The 19,347-nt window shown below is 66.1% G+C and carries 17 protein-coding genes and 2 pseudogenes; 9 read left to right on the plus strand and 10 right to left on the minus strand.

What is annotated here, in order from left to right:
- The first annotated feature begins 33 nt into the window (after nt 1-33).
- Together LRS12_RS07820 and LRS12_RS07825 are read left to right on the plus strand one after the other, a co-directional pair.
- Nucleotides 34-1,165, plus strand: a pseudogene (locus LRS12_RS07820) (OmpA family protein).
- A gap of 279 nt (nt 1,166-1,444) precedes the next feature.
- The gene (locus LRS12_RS07825) at nt 1,445-1,999 is read left to right on the plus strand and encodes a phytanoyl-CoA dioxygenase family protein (protein ID WP_257844068.1); all 555 of its coding nucleotides are present in this window, start codon (nt 1,445-1,447) and stop codon (nt 1,997-1,999) included.
- Here LRS12_RS07825 and LRS12_RS07830 read toward each other — a convergent pair.
- A complete protein-coding gene (locus tag LRS12_RS07830; protein ID WP_257844069.1) occupies nt 1,988-2,713 on the minus strand; it encodes a folate-binding protein YgfZ in 726 nt (241 codons plus the stop codon). The genes LRS12_RS07825 and LRS12_RS07830 overlap by 12 nt on opposite strands.
- A 44-nt stretch (nt 2,714-2,757) precedes the next feature.
- Between LRS12_RS07830 and LRS12_RS07835 the strand changes: the two genes are divergently transcribed.
- On the plus strand, nt 2,758-4,083 hold the full coding sequence (locus LRS12_RS07835) for a dihydroorotase (RefSeq protein WP_257844070.1): 1,326 nt from the start codon (nt 2,758-2,760) through the stop codon (nt 4,081-4,083).
- 38 nt (nt 4,084-4,121) lie between these two features.
- On the opposite strand, the gene LRS12_RS07840 is transcribed toward LRS12_RS07835, so the two are convergent.
- Nucleotides 4,122-5,942, minus strand: a complete 1,821-nt coding sequence (locus tag LRS12_RS07840) for an ABC transporter ATP-binding protein/permease (RefSeq protein ID WP_257844071.1) — start codon at nt 5,940-5,942, stop codon at nt 4,122-4,124.
- A gap of 84 nt (nt 5,943-6,026) precedes the next feature.
- Between LRS12_RS07840 and LRS12_RS07845 the strand changes: the two genes are divergently transcribed.
- Together LRS12_RS07845 and LRS12_RS07850 are read left to right on the plus strand one after the other, a co-directional pair.
- On the plus strand, nt 6,027-6,257 hold the full coding sequence (locus LRS12_RS07845; RefSeq protein WP_257844072.1) for a hypothetical protein: 231 nt from the start codon (nt 6,027-6,029) through the stop codon (nt 6,255-6,257).
- Between the two features lie 59 nt (nt 6,258-6,316).
- The gene (locus LRS12_RS07850) at nt 6,317-6,706 is read left to right on the plus strand and encodes a hypothetical protein (RefSeq protein WP_257844073.1); all 390 of its coding nucleotides are present in this window, start codon (nt 6,317-6,319) and stop codon (nt 6,704-6,706) included.
- Here the strand turns inward: LRS12_RS07850 and LRS12_RS07855 are convergent.
- The 6 genes and pseudogenes from LRS12_RS07855 to crtY form a co-directional block, all read right to left on the minus strand.
- Nucleotides 6,703-6,897: a hypothetical protein gene (locus LRS12_RS07855; protein ID WP_257844074.1), complete on the minus strand. Its 195-nt coding sequence runs from the start codon at nt 6,895-6,897 to the stop codon at nt 6,703-6,705. The genes LRS12_RS07850 and LRS12_RS07855 overlap by 4 nt on opposite strands.
- 49 nt (nt 6,898-6,946) lie before the next feature.
- The gene (locus LRS12_RS07860; RefSeq protein ID WP_374580561.1) at nt 6,947-7,894 is read right to left on the minus strand and encodes a phytoene/squalene synthase family protein; all 948 of its coding nucleotides are present in this window, start codon (nt 7,892-7,894) and stop codon (nt 6,947-6,949) included.
- On the minus strand, nt 7,891-8,472 hold the full coding sequence (locus LRS12_RS07865) for a TIGR00730 family Rossman fold protein (protein WP_257844075.1): 582 nt from the start codon (nt 8,470-8,472) through the stop codon (nt 7,891-7,893). The genes LRS12_RS07860 and LRS12_RS07865 overlap by 4 nt, the downstream gene beginning before the upstream one ends.
- A pseudogene (locus tag LRS12_RS07870) lies at nt 8,469-10,061 on the minus strand (phytoene desaturase); the annotation flags it as partial. The pseudogene LRS12_RS07870 and the gene LRS12_RS07865, both read right to left, overlap by 4 nt.
- Nucleotides 9,947-10,312, minus strand: a complete 366-nt coding sequence (locus LRS12_RS19960) for a lycopene cyclase family protein (protein WP_308222988.1) — start codon at nt 10,310-10,312, stop codon at nt 9,947-9,949. The gene LRS12_RS19960 and the pseudogene LRS12_RS07870, both read right to left, overlap by 115 nt.
- Complete coding sequence (gene crtY / locus LRS12_RS07875) at nt 10,243-11,109, minus strand: lycopene beta-cyclase CrtY (protein ID WP_308222989.1); 867 nt, start codon at nt 11,107-11,109, stop codon at nt 10,243-10,245. The genes LRS12_RS19960 and crtY overlap by 70 nt, the downstream gene beginning before the upstream one ends.
- 202 nt (nt 11,110-11,311) lie before the next feature.
- Here crtY and LRS12_RS07880 point away from each other — a divergent pair, with 202 nt between their 5' ends.
- The 4 genes from LRS12_RS07880 (at nt 11,312) to LRS12_RS07895 (ending at nt 17,910) form a co-directional block, all read left to right on the plus strand.
- Nucleotides 11,312-11,878: an HNH endonuclease gene (locus tag LRS12_RS07880; protein ID WP_257844078.1), complete on the plus strand. Its 567-nt coding sequence runs from the start codon at nt 11,312-11,314 to the stop codon at nt 11,876-11,878.
- A 150-nt stretch (nt 11,879-12,028) separates the two neighbouring features.
- Nucleotides 12,029-13,618: a serine hydrolase gene (locus LRS12_RS07885; protein ID WP_257844079.1), complete on the plus strand. Its 1,590-nt coding sequence runs from the start codon at nt 12,029-12,031 to the stop codon at nt 13,616-13,618.
- A gap of 59 nt (nt 13,619-13,677) precedes the next feature.
- Nucleotides 13,678-15,726, plus strand: coding sequence for a S9 family peptidase (locus LRS12_RS07890; protein ID WP_257844080.1), 2,049 nt, complete (start codon nt 13,678-13,680; stop codon nt 15,724-15,726).
- Between the two features lie 84 nt (nt 15,727-15,810).
- Entirely contained in the window at nt 15,811-17,910 is a 2,100-nt protein-coding gene (locus LRS12_RS07895) for a transglycosylase domain-containing protein (protein WP_374580566.1), read from the plus strand.
- Here LRS12_RS07895 and LRS12_RS07900 read toward each other — a convergent pair.
- Both LRS12_RS07900 and LRS12_RS07905 read right to left on the minus strand, forming a co-directional pair.
- Nucleotides 17,907-18,608: an SDR family NAD(P)-dependent oxidoreductase gene (locus LRS12_RS07900; RefSeq protein ID WP_257844082.1), complete on the minus strand. Its 702-nt coding sequence runs from the start codon at nt 18,606-18,608 to the stop codon at nt 17,907-17,909. The two genes, LRS12_RS07895 and LRS12_RS07900, sit on opposite strands and share 4 nt — an antisense overlap.
- A complete protein-coding gene (locus tag LRS12_RS07905) occupies nt 18,605-19,273 on the minus strand; it encodes a glutathione S-transferase family protein (RefSeq protein ID WP_257844084.1) in 669 nt (222 codons plus the stop codon). The genes LRS12_RS07900 and LRS12_RS07905 overlap by 4 nt, the downstream gene beginning before the upstream one ends.
- Nucleotides 19,274-19,347: the final 74 nt, after the last annotated feature.

The raw sequence follows: 19,347 nt of genomic DNA on the forward strand, positions 1-19,347 counted from the left end.
TGTCCGAAGTGGCAACTAAGAAAGGGGATTAAGATGCGGAAGCTTGCCGTAACTCTGGCACTTGCTTCGACCGCGCTCACCACGCCCGCCCTCGCACGTGACGATGCGTGGTACGTGGGCGTCGAAGGCGGTGCGATGATCGTCGAAGACATCGATTACGACATTGGCGCTCTGACTGCGGCTGGAACCGTGGACCATGAAGCCGGCTGGGATGTCGGTGGCACGATCGGCTACGACTTTGGTGGTTTCCGCGCAGAAGCGGAAGTCAGCTACAAGCGTGCGACGGTTGATGGCTATCGTTCGTCGACGACGACGCCTGCCTATGGCAGCACCGGCGCTCTGACCAATATGGTTCCCGGGAACTATGGCTATGCGGGCGGTAGCTCGACCGCGCTCAGCTTCATGATCAACGGCATGCTGGACTTCGGCGACGATGATGGCCTGCAGGGCTTCGTCGGCGGCGGTGCCGGCGTGGCGCGCGTCAAGGCGGACTATGCGCTCAACACCCGCGGTGCCTTCCTCGACGATTCCGACACCGTGTTCGCCTGGCAGGCGATTGCGGGTCTGCGTCAGGCAGTGAGCGACAACATCGACGTCACGCTGAAGTATCGCTTCTTCAACGCCGACAACGTCAAGCTGGTCGACGTGACCGGTCGTCAGTTCGACGGTCGCTTCCGTTCGCACAGCCTGCTCGGTGGCGTGACGTTCAACTTCGGTGAGCCGGCTGCACCGCCGCCTCCTCCTCCTCCTCCGCCTCCGCCGCCGCCTCCCCCGCCGCCCCCGCCTCCGCCGCCTCCGCCGCCGGAAGTGGTGTGCACCCCCCGGGCCGTACATTGTCTTCTTTGAGTGGGACAAGTCGGACATCACGCCGGAAGCGTCGGGCATTCTCGATAACGCCATCTCGGCCTATCAGAACTGCGGCAACGCGCAGGTCATGCTCGCCGGTCACGCTGACCGTTCGGGTGCAGCCAGCTACAACGTTGGCCTCTCGCAGCGTCGCGCGGACTCGGTCCGTTCGTATCTGTCGGGCCGCGGCATCCCCGATGGCGTGATCAGCTCGGAAGCGTTCGGCGAAAGCCGTCCGCGTGTCGACACCGCCGACGGCGTGCGCGAACTGCAGAACCGCCGCGTGGAAATCACTTACGGTCCGGGCTCGGGCATGTAAGCCGCGCGGTCCACTCTGTGGATCGACAAGATTTGGGGAGGTCGGGCAACCGGCCTCCCCTTTTCTTTGTGTGCGTTGGACAGGCGTCGCGCTTGCATGGCACATGACGCTGCGATCATATCGGTGCATGCACCATCGCGTCCCTGCGCCGCTGCCTGATCACGCGCGCGACCCCATGCGGTTCGCCGAACATGGTGCCGAGCGCCGCGATGGGGCGGCGCTCCCGATGCTTGGCGCAATCGAGCAGGCGATCGCGGTGCTTCCCCCAACCGCCCCGGATTGCGGCTCAGGGGCGTCGCGGCGCTCGCCGACATCCTCGGGGAACAGGGTTCGATCGGATCGCAGATCGCGCGATTTGTCCGGCGCGTGCTTTGCCCTGTACGCGCAATCCTGTTCGACAAAACTGCGACAACCAACTGGGCGCTCGCCTGGCATCAGGACCGGACGATCTGCGTGCGCGGGCGTCGCGACGTCGCCGGTTTTGGCCCGTGGACCGTCAAGTCGGGGCTGCTGCACGTTGCGCCGCCCTTCGACCTGCTCGAACGGATGGTCACCGTCCGCATCCACCTCGACGATGTTCCGGCGGATAACGCGCCGTTGCTGATCGCACCGGGATCGCATCGCTTTGGGCTGGTGCGCGAGGAGCGGATCGACGCGGTGGTCGCGGAGTGCGGGGTTCAGGTCTGCACCGCACTGGCGGGCGACATCTGGGTCTATGCAACCCCGATCCTGCACGCGTCGGACGCGGTCGCAACGCCGCGCCGGCGACGGGTATTGCAGGTGGATTATGCCGGGTTCGACTTGCCCGAGGGGCTCCAATGGTCAGGTATCTGAGGCGAGCGCCCCTGCCAGCCAATCCGGAATGATCGCGTCGCCGAGCGCTTCGACCCGGCGGTGTTCGACCATCAGGCCGAGATAGGGATAGGTGGCGCGGGTGCGGTCACCCGGTTCGCCGAGCGGCGCGACGATCAGGCGACGGTTGACCCTGGCGCGCCAGTTCATCCGGGCGGTATTTTCCTGGCCGACATAGCAGCCCTTGGCGAAGCTGACGCCGTTCAGTTCGGCGGCATTGCATTCGAGCCAGAGGGTCTTGTCCTGGCCGAGTTCGTCCGCACCCTCGGTGACGCCGAGGCGCAGCCGGTGTTCGCGCCAGCCGCTGGCCGCATCCCCGCCCGCTTCGCCCAGCCAGCGCCAGCCGAGCGCGGCGAGTCGCGGATCGGGCACGCCATGGCCTTGCGCGCGCGACCAGTGGACCCCGCCCTCCGCTGCGGTGATCGTGATCGGTCGGCGCAGGCGGTAGATCGACAGGCGGCGAATCAGCGCGTCGCACTGGGCCGCCTCGCAATCGATCAGCACGTCCGCGCCATCCGCCCAGAGGATGAAGTCGAACAGCGCCTTGCCCTGAGGCGAGAGCAGCCCGGCCCAGAGCGGCGCGTCGGGCTGCACCGCGTTCATATCCTGCGTCACCAGACCCTGCAGGAAGCCGCGGACATCCTCCCCCGAAATGCGGATCAGGGCGCGGTCGGGGAGCAGGGTGGCATCGGTCATGTCGAACAGGTAGGAGGCGGGGCAGGCAAGCGAAAGAGGCTGAGATGGCGACGTTCGATCTGAAGCTCGTTGGTGGCACCGTCCACCTGCCCTCCGGCCCGGCGAGGCTCGATGTCGGCGTGCGCGACGGCAAGATCGTCGCGATTGGCGCGCAGGGCGATGCGGGCGAGACGATCGACTGCACCGGCCTGGACGTGCTGCCCGGCGTAATCGACAGCCAGGTGCATTTCCGCGAACCGGGGCTGGAGGCGAAGGAAGACCTTGAATCCGGCAGCCGCGCGGCGGTGCTCGGCGGGGTCACCGCGGTGTTCGAGATGCCGAACACCAAGCCCAATACCGACAGCGCCGACGCGGTGAACGACAAGCTCGCGCGCGCGAAGGACCGGATGTGGTGCGACCACGCTTTCTATGTCGGGGCGACCAACAACAATGCCGCCGATCTGGCCGACCTGGAACGAATGCCCGGGACGGCGGGGGTTAAGATCTTCATGGGCGCGTCGACCGGCGACCTGCTGGTGTCGGACGACGCCAATCTGGCGCGGGTGCTGGCGAGCGGCCATCGCCGCGTCGCGATCCATGCCGAGGACGAGTTTCGCATGAACGACCGCGAGGGCGAGCGGGTCGCGGGTGATCCGTCGTCGCACCCGGTGTGGCGCGATGACGAGAGCGCAATCCTGGCGACGCGGCGCATCCTGAAGCTGGCGCGGGAGGCGCGGCGGCGCATCCATGTGCTGCATGTGACGACGCCGGCGGAGCTGGAGTTGCTGGCGCAGCATAAGGACATCGCGACGTGCGAGGTGACTCCGCAGCATCTGACGCTTGCCGGAGAGGATGCCTATCCGCGGCTCGGCACCTATGCCCAGATGAACCCGCCGATCCGGTCGGCCGCGCATCGCGACGGGTTGTGGCACTGGCTCAATCAGGGCGTGCCGGACGTGCTGGGATCGGACCATGCGCCGCATACGATCGAGGAAAAGGCCAAGCCTTATCCGTCATCGCCCAGCGGCATGCCGGGCGTGCAGACGCTGTTGCCGCTGCTGCTCGACCATGTCGCAAAGGGCCGCACTACGCTCCAGCGACTTATAGACCTGACCAGCGCGGGACCGCAGCGGGTGTTTGGTCTCGTCGGCAAGGGGCGAATTGCGGCGGGCTATGACGCGGATTTCACCGTGGTCGACCTGAAGAAGCAGTGGACGGTCGAGGAAAGCTGGCTGGCGTCGCGCTGCGGCTGGTCGCCGTTCACCGGGGACACGCTTACCGGAAAGCCGATCGGGACGATCATTCGCGGGCGCAAGGTGATGTGGGACGGGCAGCTGGCGAACGCGGCGCATGGCCGGCCGGTGCGGTTCGAGGCGGTGGAGTTCGGGTGACTCCAAGGCCGTTCCCCTGAAGGGGAGGGGCTATTCGCCTACTCCGCCGCGTCGGCCACGGCCTCCCGTTCCGCCTGTTGCCGCGCCCACATTTCGGCGTAGGTGCCGCGCCGTTCGAGCAGTTCGGCATGGGTACCCTGTTCGGCGATGCGCCCATCCTCCAGCACCACGATGCGGTCGGCGTTGACCACGGTCGACAGGCGGTGGGCGATGACGATGGTGGTGCGGCCGCGCTCGATCGCTTCGAGCGTGTCGAGGATCTCGGCTTCGGTGCGCGAATCGAGTGCGCTGGTCGCTTCGTCGAGGATCAGGATCGGTGGGTTCTTGAGCAGGGTGCGGGCAATGGCGACGCGCTGTTTCTCGCCGCCCGACAGCTTGAGGCCGCGCTCGCCGACCCGCGTCGCATAGCCATCGGGCATTGCGTCGATAAAGCCCGCGATTGCCGCGCCGCGCGCTGCGGTCTCGACCTGATCCTGCGTCGCGCCTTCGCGGCCATAGGCGATGTTGTAGCTGATCGTGTCGTTGAACAGCACCGTGTCCTGGGGCACGATGCCGATCGCGGCACGCAGGCTGGCCTGCGTTACCTGCGAAATATCCTGCCCGTCGATCGTGACGCGCCCGCCGGTCAGGTCGTAGAAGCGATAAAGGATGCGCGCGAGGGTGGACTTGCCCGCGCCCGACGGGCCCACGATCGCGACGGTCTGGCCCGGGCGGATGACGAGGTCGATGCCCTTCAATATGTCGCGGTCGGCGTCGTAGCCGAAGCGCACGCCCTCGAACCGCACCTCGCCGCGTTCGACCGCCAGCGCCGCCGCGCCCGGCACGTCCTTCACCTCGGCATCGGTGTCGATCAGGTCGAACATCGCGCCCATGTCGATCACGCCCTGGCGGATCGTGCGATAGACCCAGCCGAGCATGTCAAGCGGGCGGAACAACTGGCTGAGCAAGGTCGAGACGAACACGACGTCGCCCGCGGTAAATTCCCCGGTGGACCAGCCCCACGCCACTACGGCCATTCCGGCACCCAGCATCACATTTGTGATCAGCGACTGGCCCATGTTGAGCCAGGCGAGCGAATTTTCCGACTTTACCGCCGCCTTGGCATAAGCCTCGACCGCGCGCTCGTAGCGGTCGGATTCGCGCTGCTCCGCGCCGAAATACTTCACCGTCTCGAAATTCAGCAGCGAGTCGACCGCATGCGCCACCGCGCCGGTGTCGAGGTCGTTCATCTGCTCGCGCAGCTTCGCGCGCCAGTCGGTGATCCAGCGGGTGAAGGCGATGTAGATCACCACCATCGCGATGGTCGATGCGACCAGCCACATGCCGAATTTCGACCCGAAGATCTGGAGCACGAGTGCCAGTTCGAGGATCGTCGGGGCGATGTTGAACAGCAGGAAATAGAGCATCGAATCGATGCTCTTGGTCCCGCGCTCGACCACCTTGGTCACCGCACCCGTGCGGCGTTCGAGGTGGAAGCGCAGCGACAGCTGGTGAAGTTGGCGGAAGGTGACGATGGCGAGCCGCCGGGTCGCGTCCTGCCCGACCTTTTCGAACACGGTGTTGCGCAGATTGTCGAATATGGTGGTGAACAGTCGCGCGGCGGCGTAGCCGACCACCATCAGCACCACGAACGTGATGACCCCGCGCTCACCGATCGCCATCGCATCGACTGCGGCCTTGAGCGCATAGGCCGCGCCATAGACCTGAACCACCTTTGACAGCACCACCAGTGCGAGCGCGCCGACGATGCGCGCCTTCAGCCCCGGCTGTCCGGCGGGCCACAGATAGGGAAGGAAGCGCGCGAGGGTGGCGAACAGCGGGCGCTCGCCGCCGGTCGCCGGCGCAGTGTCGGGAGGCATAGGCAGTATCTGGGGCTGCGCGTGTCCCGATGCAATGAAACAAAGCCCGCCCGCCATCCGTTATGCATGGCGAGGAGCGAGACGATGGAACCGGTTTTCTACGTGATGGCCATTCTTGGCTGCGGCGATTTCCAGGATCAATGCCAGCAGGCGCGGGTCGAGCCGGTCCGGTATCAAAGCGCGGCGCAATGCCAGGCGGCGATGGCACAGGTGTTGCCGCGTCACACCGATCTCTCCTATCCGACGATTGCCGCAACCTGTCACCGCCGGGGCGAGCAGATGGCGCGCGCAGAGACCAAGCCACGCCACTATTGAGCGCTGTTGCACTATCGCAATGATGTTATGATCCGCTCCGCAATCGCGGGAGAGGCGGAATGCGCAAGATACTGGGTGTTGTTGCGGGCGTGGTCGCGCTGGGCGCGACGGTGTGGATCGTCGAGATGATCTCTCACTCCATCTGGACTCCGCCATCCGGGGTTGATGTGTCGGACCCGGCACAACTCGCCAAGCTGATGGATGTCGTGCCGCTGGAGGCGAAGATCGCGGTGGTGGTCGCCTGGTTCCTAGGCGCGATATCCGGGGCGTGGGTCGGTGCCAAGGTCGCGCAATGGCAACCCGCCGGGTGGATCGTCGTGCTGATCGGTATCTGTTTCGGCGTGATGACGCTGTTCATGATCCCGCACCCGTTGTGGATGCAGATCGCCGCGGTTGCGGCACCGATCGCGGGTGGATGGGTGGCGACGAAGCTGCCCGGAACGGTCTAGCCGCGCTCGACCGGGAGCGCCCAGCGGATCTGTTCGATCAGCATCGCCTCGAGCTCAGCCGCGCCGGCATTGCGCGCGGCGGCGCGCTTGCGCAGCAGCGTGGCGAGCAGGTCGGCGCGGGTCGGCGGCGAGGCCGGCTCGGCGCGACCACGGGCCAGTGCACGGGAAAGCTGAAGCGAGAGCGTCGTCATCGCCCATCATCTGCCAATTTCCGCCTTGCGAGTCGGTGAAGAGGCGCGGTTAACGCGGGCGCGTCCACAAATCGGGTGAGCGCGGCTTTGGTGCGTAGAGCTGGTGCCGCATCAGCGCCTGACCGAAAGCGCGAACGATCCAGCCGATCTTGGTAGCCTTGCTCGTTCCCGCGCGATGATCCCAGGCATGATCGCCGCGCGCTATCACCTCGCGCGCGATGCCGCCATAAATGCCCGTCGCTGCGAGCACGGCCCAGGCCGAGCGAAATCCGAGCGCGGGGGTGCCCAGCCGCGCGCTTTCCTCATGTGCAGCGGCGAACTCACCCAGCCAACGTGCCATGACCGTGAGGCGCTGGCGGAACGGCGGCTTCAGATGCTGGCCCGGCGGGATGTCCATTTCGACCAGCCAGTCCATCGGCAGGTAGCAACGACCGATGCGGTCATCCGCCTCGATATCGCGCGCGATATTGGCGAGCTGAAAGGCGAGGCCGAGGTCGCAGGCGCGATCCAGCGTCGCGTCGTCCTCTGGATCGACCCCCATCACCACCGCCATCATGCATCCGACCGCGCCGGCGACATGGTAGCAATATTGCATCAGGTCGTGCTCGGAACGCGGAAACCAGCCCTTGGCGTCCAGCGCGAACCCCTCGACCAGATCATGCGCGAAACGGTGCGGCATGCGCGTTTCGGCGGCGACGATGCGCAGCGCCTCGAACGCCATCTCGCCGGTCGGTTCGCCCGCCAGCGCCTTGTCGGTCAGCGTGCGGATGCGCGAGAGGGCGGCGGCAGGGTCCGCGACGACCTGTGCGTCATGGCCCAGTTCCTGCCCGTCGGCGATGTCGTCGCACGCGCGGCACCAGGCATAGAGCAGCCAGGCGCGCTCGCGGGTCTGCGGGTCGAACAACCTGCTCGCCGCAGCAAAGCTCTTCGAACCCTTGGCGATGCTCTCACGCGCGGCCGCCACCACCGACTCGCGGCTGGGCGTTGGCAGGGTCACAGGTCCTTGCTGCCGATCTGCCCCACCGTCTGTGTCGGGACATGCGCCGCCATCTTCGCCAGCAGCGCGTCGAGATCATCGTCGATGATCAGGATCGACTGATGCTGCGGGCGGAGGAATCCGACTTCGCCCATCTTCGCCACGAATTCGATCAGCCCGTCATAATAGCCCGCGACGTTGAGCAGTCCGACCGGGTTCGCGTGATAGCCGATCTGCGCCCAGCTCATCGCTTCCCACAATTCGTCCATCGTCCCGGTTCCGCCGGGCAGGGTGATGAAGCCGTCGGACAGGTCGGTGAACGCCTGTTTGCGCTCGTGCATGGTTCGCACGATGTGCAGTTCGGTGCAGCCGCGATGCGCAACCTCGGCATCGACCAGCGCCTGCGGGATCACCCCGATCACCTCGCCGCCCGCCTCCAGCGCCGCATCGGCAATCGCGCCCATCAGCCCCAACCGCCCGCCGCCATAGACGACGCCGATTCCGCGCTCGGCAAGCGTGCGGCCGACGAACCGGGCGTTCTCGATATAGACCGGGTCCGCCGGGGTGGCGGAGCCGCAATAGATGGCGAGGCGCTTCACGCTTGCTCCTGTTCCAGCATCAGCGCGGCGGTCGCCTTGGCGCTGCCGACCACGCCGGGAATGCCTGCGCCGGGATGGGTTCCGGCACCGACGAAATACATATTCTCGATCGAATCGTCGCGGTTGTGCGCGCGGAACCAGGCGCTCTGCGTCAGGATCGGCTCAAGGCTGAATGCACTCCCCAGATGCGCGGCGAGGTCGTGCCGGAAATCGGTGGGTGCATAGCTGAATTTGGTGACGATCCGGTCGTGGATGTCGGGGATCAGGCGACGACCGATTTCGTCGAGGATGCGCTTTTCGAGCACCGGGCGGACCTGTTCCCAATCGACCGGTGCCTTGCCGATATGCGGCACGGGGGCGAGCGCGTAGAAGGTCGAATGCCCCTCGGGCGCCATCGACGGGTCGGTGACAGTGGGGTGGTGGAGGTAGAGCGAGAAATCCTCGCTCAGCACGCCATGATCGTAGATGTCGGCGAGCAGTTCCCTGTAGCGCGGGCCGAACAGGATCATGTGGTGCGGGATGCCGGGCCAGGTACCCTTGATCCCGAAATGGACGACAAACAGCGACGGCGAGAAGCGCTTGCGTTCAAGCTTGGCGGAGGTGCGCTGGGCACTGCGCGAGCTTTTGAGCAGGTCGCGGTAGCTGTGGACAATGTCGGCATTGCTGGCGACCATATCCGCCTCGAACCGCGCGCCCGATTTGGTGCGGACGGCGGTGGCGCGCTCGCCCAGCGTCTCGATCTCCTCGACGCCGTCGCCGAGCACCAGCTTCCCGCCGAGGCGCTCGAAATGCCGGACCATCCCCGCGACCAGCCGGTTGGTGCCGCCCATGGCGAACCACACGCCACCGTCGCGCTCCAGCTTGTGGATCAGCGCATAGATCGCGCTGGTGGTCATCGGATTGCCGCCGACCAGCAAGGTGTGGAACGACAGCGCCTCGCGCAATTTCTCGTTTTTCACAAAGGTCGAGACCATCGAATAGACGCTGCGCCACGCCTGATATTTGGCGAGCGCGGGTGCGGCCTTCACCATCGAGGTGAAGTCGAGAAACGCGACATGGCCGAGCTTCTCATAGCCCTCGCGGTACACGCCGGCCGAATAGTCGAGGAAGCGGCGGTATCCGGCGATGTCGGCCGGATCGAGCTTGGCGATCTCGCTCGTCAGCAGCGTATCGTCATTGGTGTAGTCGAAACTGGTGCCGTCAGGCCAGTTGAGGCGGTAGAAGGGCGAGACCGGAACCAGCGTGACATCGTCGGCCATGCGGTGCCCGGTCAGCGCCCACAATTCCTCCAGCGCTTCCGGCGCGGTGATGACGGTGGGGCCGGCATCGAAGACAAACCCGTCCTTTTCCCAATAATATCCGCGCCCGCCCGGCTTGTCGCGGGCCTCGATGACGATCGTATCGACGCCCGCGGACTGCAGGCGGATGGCAAGTGCCAGTCCGCCGAACCCCGCCCCGATCACCACTGCACGCTTCATCTGCTTGACCCCCTGATCGCGGCGAGTGCGCGCTTGACCGGCACCGGCGGTTTGCCGGCGAGAACGCGTGCGCGATCGAATATGCTGGACTGACCGGCATAGAAGCGGGCGACGAGCCCGTCGTCCAGTCGATAAAATCGTTCGAGGATGCGATAGCGCTCGGCCGGCTCGGCGGCGCGAAACAGCATCGCGGACAGCATGCGATAATATCCGCGCTGACGCCATATCCGCCGGGCGTGGCCATAGGTCAGGTCGTGCAACGCTGCGCCCGACAGGTCGCGTGCATTGCCGATCAGTGCGGCAAGCCGCACCGCATCGGGCAGCGAATAGCCGGTGACCGGATGGAACAGCCCGGCGCGCATTCCCCCTTGGCGACGCGATTGCCGCCCGATTTCCAATATTCCTCGAAATCGCCGCCCATCGCCACCGGGAGGGCCCCCGCTTCCTCGCGCGTCGCAGCCTCGACCATGATCCCGCGCGCGCTGGCCCATGCGTCGATCCGCTTGGCGCAGGCGGCAACGTCGATCTCGGGCGTGTCGCTGTAATAGGTGTCCTCAAGGAACAGCCGTGTCGCCGCGAAGGGCAAAGCGTACATGAAGCGATAGCCGTCGATCTGCGCGACCGTGGCGTCCATGATGACCGGGCGCTTGAGCGCGTGAGGCTCGGCCAGCGTCAGCTCTCGCCCGAAGAATTTCTGCCAGCCCAGGTCGAGCTTACCGAGGTCGCCGGGACCGCGGCAATCGATCACGCCGCCCGCCTCGATCCGGTCGCCATCGGCCAGCACGACCGCGCGCGCACTGGCACCCAGCACCTTGCGCCGCGTCATCACCGCGTCCGCGGGCATCGCGGCGCGCACGACCTGATCGAACCGCTCTGACTCGATCGAGTAATAGGGTGATTTCAGTGTGCGTGCGTGCGCGGGGAAATGGACGTCATAGCTGGTCCAGCCATAGGAGATCAGCGGCGCGACCAGCCATCGGTCGGCAGGTGCGACATCACTGGCAAAGAAGGACCAGAGGTGGTTGCCGCCCAGATTGCGTCCGCCGTCGATCAGACGGATGTCGAGCGCAGGATGCTTGCGCCGCAATGCGAGCGCGATCAGCCCCCCCGCCAAACCTCCTCCGACAATGGCAACGTCGCAATGGATGATCGCTGGCATCGCCGCCGCCTAGCGGATCGCTGCGCACGGTAAAAGCCCCGCTCGTGGCGGAAACCCGTCTTTCTGTCTCACCGCCATTTGTTCACAGTCCCGCGCAAACCGGCCCTTGACCACGAGTCGCGCGCCGTGCTGTCATAGCGATGTCACGGCTCGCGGCGAATAAGCCCCGGTCGCGACCGACGAGCGGCAAGAGAGGGGGACCATGTACCATCCCGATCTGATCCGACATCCGCAGGGGTGCCCGGCGCTCGTCCTGAATGCCGATTACACGCCGCTTTCCTATTATCCGCTGAGCATCTGGCCGTGGCAGACAGCGATCAAGGCAGTGTTCCTCGATCGCGTCGATATCGTCAGCCATTATGAGCGCGAGGTGCGCAGCCCCACCGCGCGCATCAAGCTGCCCAGCGTTATCGCGCTCAAGCAATATGTGCGACCGTCGCAATTCCCGGCATTCACCCGGTTCAACCTGTTCCTGCGCGACAAGTTCGAATGCCAATATTGCGGTAGCCACCGCGATCTGACCTTCGATCATGTCATCCCGCGCGCGCAGGGCGGGCGCACGACATGGGAGAATGTCGCGACCGCCTGTGCGCCGTGTAACCTCAAAAAGGGTGGGCGCACGCCGAAACAGGCGGCGATGCCGCTGTTCATGGCACCGATCCGCCCGACCAGCTGGCAGCTGCAGGAACATGGCCGCCGCTTCCCGCCCAATTATCTCCACGATACCTGGCGCGACTGGCTCTATTGGGACGTCGAGCTCGAGGCGTAACGCTTCATCATTGGTGCTGACGCTCTCGTCACCCCGGCCTTGTGCCCGGGTCCACCGGGCGGCAAGGTCGGTCTTCTAGGCTCTTGCGATGCGCGTGCCGCACAGTGGACCCCGGAACAAGGCCGGGGTGACGAGTATGGGGTGGGACAGATGACAGGATTGACGGTCGATCGGCGGGCGGCGCTGGCGCTAGGGATCGGCGGCGCGGCGAGCCTCGCGCTTCCCGCCTGGGCACAGCAGGCGGCATCGCTCGATACGACGATCGACCCCATCGTCGCAAATTTCATGCGCGCGTTCGAGACTCCCGGCATCGCGGTGGCGATCGTGCGCAAGGGGCAGCCCGTCTGGCTCAAGGGCTATGGCGTGCGCACCATGGGCCGCCCCGCGCCGGTCGATGTCCACACCCGGTTCGGCATCGCGTCGAACAGCAAGGCGTTCACCGCCGCCGCACTGGCGATGCTGGTCGAGGAGGGCAAGCTCGGCTGGGACGACCGGCTCACCCAGCATATGCCCGACTTCAAGATGGCCGACCCGGCGGTGACCAGCCTGTTCAACGTCCGCGACCTGCTCGTTCACCGCTCGGGGCTTCCGCTGGGGGCGGGCGATTTGCTCTATTTCCCGCGCTCCAATCGCACCGCGCAGGATGCGATCCGCGCACTGCAGTTCCTTCAGCCGGTGCGCCCGTTCCGGGGCGGCTATGATTACGACAACATCCTCTACATCGTCGCCGGCGCGCTGATCGAGGCCAAGTCCGGGATGAGCTGGCGCGACTTCATCCGCACGCGGATGCTGGAGCCGCTCGGCATGGCCGATGCGGTGCCCTCGCTCGACCTGCTCAAGACGACCAACGTCGCAGGCCGACACGCGCGGCTGGGGCCGCCGGTACGCGGGGTCGGGCCGATGACGGTGATCGAACCCGATGAATCGCCCGTGGTCGATGCCGGGGCAGGGATCAACGCCAGCATCGCCGATGTCGCCAAATGGCTGGACGTGCAGCTGGCGCTCGGCGCGCTGCCCGACGGCAAGCGCCTGTGGAGCGCCGAGAGCGCGGCGGCGATGTGGTCGCCGCAGGTGGTGGTGGCGTCGAGCGATGGCCCCACCGACCTCAATCCCGTGCGCTCGATCATGCAGGGCTATGCGCTGGGCTGGTTCGTCCAGGATTATCGCGGCCGCCGCCTGATCAGCCATTCGGGCGGCCTTTCGGGTCAGGTGACCCAGACCGCGCTGATCCCCTCAGCGGGAATTGGCGTCGCGGTGCTCAGCAACACCGAAGACAGCGTGTCGGGCGGTATCCGCAACGCGATTCTCGACCATCTGCTCGGCATCCCCGCCTATGACTGGGTTGCCAACTACGTAGCCCGCAACAAGCTGGCCATCGAAAGCGCGGTCGCGGCGATGGGTGAGGGCGACGCGCAGCGGCCGGCCGGCGGCCCCAGCCTGCCACTGGCCGCCTATGCCGGGCGCTACCGCGACCCTTGGTATGGCGACATTGTGGTTCGCGAACGCGGCGGCATGCTTCACATCGATTTCGCCCCCCATCCGCAATTCGCCAGCCGCCTCGATCCATGGGGAACGGACGCGTTCCGCACCCGGATGGTGCCGGGCAAGGGCGAGGACGCGGTCGTCACCTTTGCCACCGCAAATGGCAAGGTGACGGGCGTGACGATGAAGGCGCTCTCTCCGCTCGCCGATTTCAGCTATGACTTCCACCACCTGAACTTCGTGCCGGTCGCGGAGTAGTGTATTATTGAAATAATACACGGCGGCACTATCTTGGTCGGACCAATGGAGGGAAAGCCATGAAACGACTCACGATCGCATTGCTCTCGGGCGCGGCCCTGCTCGCCGCCGGAAGCGCCGCCACCGCCGGACCCGCGCCGCAATCGGGCGCGGACACGCTGATCCCGCGCGACAAGATCTTCGGGAACCCCAGCCGCGCCGGGGGCCAGATCAGCCCGGATGGCAAGCATGTCAGCTGGCTGTCGCCGGTCGATGGCGTGATGAATGTCTGGGTCGCGCCGATCGGCAACCTGGGCGCGGCGAAGGCGGTTACCAAGGAGAGCAAGCGCGGACTGCAAAGCTATTTCTGGGCACCCGATGGCGCGCACATTATCTATCTTCAGGACAGCGGCGGGAACGAGAATTTCCGCGTCCATTCGGTCGATATCGCGACGCTCAAGGATACCGCGCTGACCAAGGCGGGGGACAAGGTCCGCGCGCAGATCCAGGGGGTGAGCAAGCTGCGCCCCGATGTCGTGCTGATCGGCCTCAACGACCGCAACCCGCAGTTCTTCGACCTGTATGAGGTCAACTACAAGACTGGTGAGAGCAAGCTGGTGATGGAGAACCCCGGCTATGGCGGCTGGGTCACCGACAATCAGCTCAAACCCCGCTTCGCATTCCAGCAGGTGCCGGGTGGCGGGAGCAAATATTTCCGCTTGGGTGCCGACGGCAAATGGGCCGAGGTGATGACGGTGGCGAACGAGGATTTCTTCACCACCGCGCCGATCGGGTTCAACAAGGACGGCACCGCGCTCTACTGGGTCGACAGTCGGGGTCGCGACAAGGCGGCACTGATCAAGATGGACCCCGAAACACTCAAGAGCGAGGTGATCGCGGCGAGCGAAAAGGCCGACATTCAGGGGCTGCTGACCGACCCCGAGAGCTATGAGCCGATCGCCTATTCGGTGAACTATCTCAAGAACGAATGGACCCCGCTCAATGCGGAGGCAAAGACGGATCTCGACTTCCTCAAGGCGAAGCTGCCCGGCGAAGTGTCGATCATGTCTGCGACCGATGACGGGTCGAAACTGATCGTCGCGGCGAGCGCGGCGGAGCGACCGGCCGCCGCCTATATCTATGATCGCAAGGCGAAGAGCCTGACCAAGCTCTACGAGACGCGACCCGACCTGTCGGCCTATGCGCTCCAGCCGATGTGGCCGGTCGAGATCCCGACCGGCGATGGCAAGACATTGGTCAGCTACCTCACGCTTCCGCCCGGCGCCGACGCCAACAAGGACGGCAAGGCGGACAAGCCCGTGCCGATGGTGCTGTTCGTCCATGGCGGCCCATGGGCGCGCGACGGCTATGGATACAACAGCGCGCACCAGTGGCTCGCCAATCGCGGCTATGCGGTGCTCAGCGTCAATTTCCGCGGCTCGACCGGCTTCGGCAAGGGCTTCGTCAACGCCGCGATCGGCGAATGGTCGGGCAAGATGCACCAGGACCTGATCGACGCGGTCGACTGGTCGATCGCGCGGGGCGTGACGTCGAAGGACAAGGTCGCGATCATGGGCGGCTCCTATGGTGGCTATGCCACGCTGGTCGGCCTGACCTTCACGCCGGACCGGTTCGCGTGCGGGGTCGATATCGTCGGCCCGTCGAACCTGAAGACGCTGATGGAGAGCTTCCCGCCGTACTGGCGACCGATCCTGGAGGGGACCTTCTACAAGCATATCGGGGACCCCAATAAGCCCGAGGATCTGAAGCGCATGATGGCGCAATCGCCGATCACCCGCGTCGACGCGATCACCAAACCGCTGCTGATCGGGCAGGGGGGCAATGATCCGCGCGTGGTGAAGGCCGAAAGCGACCAGATCGTCGCGGCGATGAAGGCACGCAAGCTGCCGGTCACGTACATCAACTATCCCGACGAGGGGCATGGCTTTGTCCGGCCCGAAAACCGCCTGTCCTTCTTTGCGATCAGCGAAGGGTTCCTGTCCAAATGCCTTGGCGGCCGGGCGGAACCGATCGGCGACTTTACCGGGTCGAGCATCCAGGTGCTCGAAGGCGCAGATTATGTGCCGGGTCTTGCGGCAGCCGCTCCCAAGCCGGCTGCGGCGAAATGAGCCGGGCGCCCGCCATGCCGCACCGGCGCGCATGGCGGGCGCTTGCCCGTGCTGTCGTAAGGGCCTAATACAGTGTCCGGTCCGATGCGTTACGACACCCTTTATCCCGAGATTTCGGACCCACGCAGTCCTGCTGTCCCGCCCCGGCCCGCGATGGCGGGCGGCGCGCCGCCGCTGGGCGACTATACCGTCAATTTGCCGGTCATCGTCCGCAAGCGGAAGTGGCGCTGGATCCCGCGGCTGATCGGCATCGCGATCCTGTTGTTCATCGCCGCCGTCGCCTGGCTGGTGTTGACCGCACCGCTCAGCAAGTCGCTCGAACCGCCGGTCCCGCCCTCGATTACCTTGCTGTCGGCGGAGGGGACGCCGATTGCGCGCACCGGTGCGGTGGTGGGCAAGCCGGTGGATGCGTCGAAGCTGCCCGACCATGTCGTCCAGGCGTTCGTCGCGGTCGAGGATCGCCGCTTCGAATCCCACTGGGGGGTCGATCCGCGCGGCATCATGCGCGCCTTCGTCAACAACATGTTCACCGACAACAGCCGTCAGGGTGGCAGCACGATCACCCAGCAGCTGGCGAAGAACGCCTTCCTCAATTCCGACCGCACCTTCGGGCGGAAGTTTCAGGAGGTGCTGATCTCCTTCTGGCTGGAAGCGTGGCTGACCAAGAACGAGATCCTCTCGCGCTACCTGTCCAACGTCTATTTCGGCGACAATCAATACGGCCTCGATGCGGCCGCGCGCCATTATTTCAGCCGCCCCGCGGCCGATCTGACCGTGGCGCAGGCGGCGATGCTGGCGGGTCTGGTCAAGGCGCCCTCACGGCTCGCCCCCTCGTCCAATCTTGCCGGCGCGCGCGAGCGGCAGGCGGTGGTCGTAGGCACGATGGTGGATGCCGGCTTTCTTACCGAGGCGGAGGGCAAGGCGGTGCAGCCCGCGCGACTGCGCCTGTCCAGGGTCAAGACGCTGCCCAGCGGCACCTATTTCGCTGATTGGGTGCTGCCCGAAGCGCGCGACCGCTCGGGCGAGATCGTAACCAACACGACGGTCACCACCACGCTGGAGGCGAAGATGCAGCGCGCCGCCGAACGCGCGGTGCGCAATGCGGGTCTGCGCAAGGCGCAGGTGGCGATCGTTGCGATGCGCCCCGATGGCCGCGTGATCGCGATGGTCGGCGGCAAGAATTACGCCGAGTCGCCTTTCAACCGCGCGACCCAGGCGCAGCGCCAGCCGGGGTCGACCTTCAAACTGTTCGTCTATCTCGCCGCATTGCGCTCGGGCATGACCCCTGACTCGATCGTGCGCGACGAGCCGGTGACGATCGGCGACTGGAGTCCCAAGAACAGCGACGGGCGCTATCGCGGCCCGATCACGCTGCGTGAGGCCTTTGCGCGGTCGAGCAACGTCACCGCCGCGCGGCTGACCCAGCGGGTCGGAGTCGCCGCCGTGATCCGTGCCGCGCGCGATCTCGGCATCACCTCGCCCATTCCCAGCGAGGCGTCGATCGCACTCGGCACGTCGAGCGTTTCGCTGATCGAACTGACCGCCGCCTATGCCGCGATCGCCAGCGGCACCACACCCGTGCGCCCGCGCGGTCTATCCGACGCCGATGAGCCGGGCTGGGCGGCGCGGCTGACCGGCGCGACGCGGTCGCTCTCGCGTGCCGAGCTCGAGGGGATGCGCGAGCTGCTCGCCGCGACGGTGACCGAGGGCACCGGGCGTAGTGCGGCGCTGGCGATCGACACCTTCGGCAAGACCGGAACGACGCAGGACAATCGCGACGCGCTGTTCCTCGGCTATTCCAACGGCATCATCACCGGCGTGTGGATGGGCAATGACGACAACAGCCCCAATGCGGGCCTCGCCGGCGGCGGCATGCCCGCGCGGGTATGGCGCGATTTCATGAGCCAGGCGCTGGGCGTCGCGGCGCGGCCGCGGCCCGAGCCGGTGGTCGAGAACGTAACCGACGTCCTGATCGAGGATGGCGAGAATTTCATCGGGGACGGGATCGAATTCGAGGGCAGCTTTGGCGGCCGTGAACTGGGCGTGCGCGTCAATCGCGACGGCAGCATCGAAATGACTCGCCCGCGGCGTGATCCTGCGCCGGATGAGGAGTTCGAGGAGCCCCGCGACCGTGGCCGACGCGACGACCGGCGGCGGGAGCAGGTTCTGGAGGACGAGTTTTAGGCGGGGATTTCTGCCCCGTCCCAGGCGAAGCACTTGCCGCTGTCTCCGGGCTTGAGCCCCTCGACCACATCCAGCAATTGCAGCGCCGCGCGCTCGGCGTCGAACAGCTTGCCCGGCGCGATCGTGCCGCGGAAGGGTGCCGACAGCTGAGTATCCACCGTTCCGGGATGCAGACCGATCACGATCGACCGGTCGTTGCGTCGCCGTGCGTCGATCGCGAAATTGCGGATCAGCATGTTGAGCGCCGCCTTGGACGCGCGATAGCCGTGCCACCCGCCCAGCCGATTGTCCGAGATACTCCCCACGCGCGCGGACAGCGCGGCGAACACGGGGGTGCCAGTGCGCGCCATGAGCGGCAGGAAATGCTTGGCGATCAGCGCCGGGCCGATCGTGTTGATCGCGAACACGCGCGCCAGCCAGTCTGGGTCAAGATCGCGCAACGCCTTTTCCGGCCCGCGCTCGCCCTCGCCAAGGATGCCCGTCGCGACGAAGATCAGCGACGGTGGTGGACCGTCGGCAACCCGCGCGGCGGCGGCTTCGATGCTGGCCTCATCGGTCAGGTCGAGATGCGCGTCGCCCGCCAGCGATCGGCCGAAGCGCCACACCTTCGCGTGCGCCGCTTCCTCCTCCAGCGCATCGGCAATGGCGCTTCCGATCCCGCCAGTCGCGCCGATCACCACGGCGCTGCCCCCGCTCACAGGTCGAGCTTCTCGTAATCCGCCGGCGGGTTGATCCCCTCCATCCGCTCGGCAAGCAGCGGACGGAAGCTCGGGCGGCTCTTCATCCCGACATACCAGCGCTTGGCCTGTTCGTGGCTCTTCCAGTCGATCCCGCCGAGATAGTCGGCAACGCTGATCTGCGCCGCAGCCGCCAGATCGGCGAGGCTCATCGTCGCGCCGCCCAGCCAGGTACGGTGGTCGAGCAGGAAATCGATATAGTCGAGATGCGCGACCGCCGCCTTCATCGCCTCCCGCAATGCGCCGCTGTCGGGCGTCGCGCGCTGGACGATGCGCTTGATCATCCGCTCGTTGAGCAGCGGCCCGGTGATATCGCGGAAGAATTGCGTGTCGAACCACGCGACCAATCGGCGGATTTCGGCGCGGTCCGCCGCGGTGCCGTTGAGCAATGCGGCCTTGCTCACCGTCTCCTCGAAAAACTCGCAGATCGCGACCGAATCGATCAGCACCACCCCGCGATCGTCGGCCATCACCGGGGTCTGGCCCGCCGGGTTCATGTCGAGAAACTCGTCGCGCCGGGCCCAGGGCGATTCGCGCACCGGCTCATAGCCGACGCCCTTCTCACCGAGGACGAGGCGCACCTTGCGCGAGAAGGGGCACAGGGGGAATTGGTAAAGCTGCCACATGACCTAAGGCTTTAGGCGGCGCGGGGTGGCGGCGGCAAGGGAAGAAGCCTCAGACCTGGCACCGAGCGTTGGCG

Source organism: Sphingomonas sp. J344, from assembly GCF_024700005.1.
GTDB lineage: Bacteria > Pseudomonadota > Alphaproteobacteria > Sphingomonadales > Sphingomonadaceae > Sphingomonas.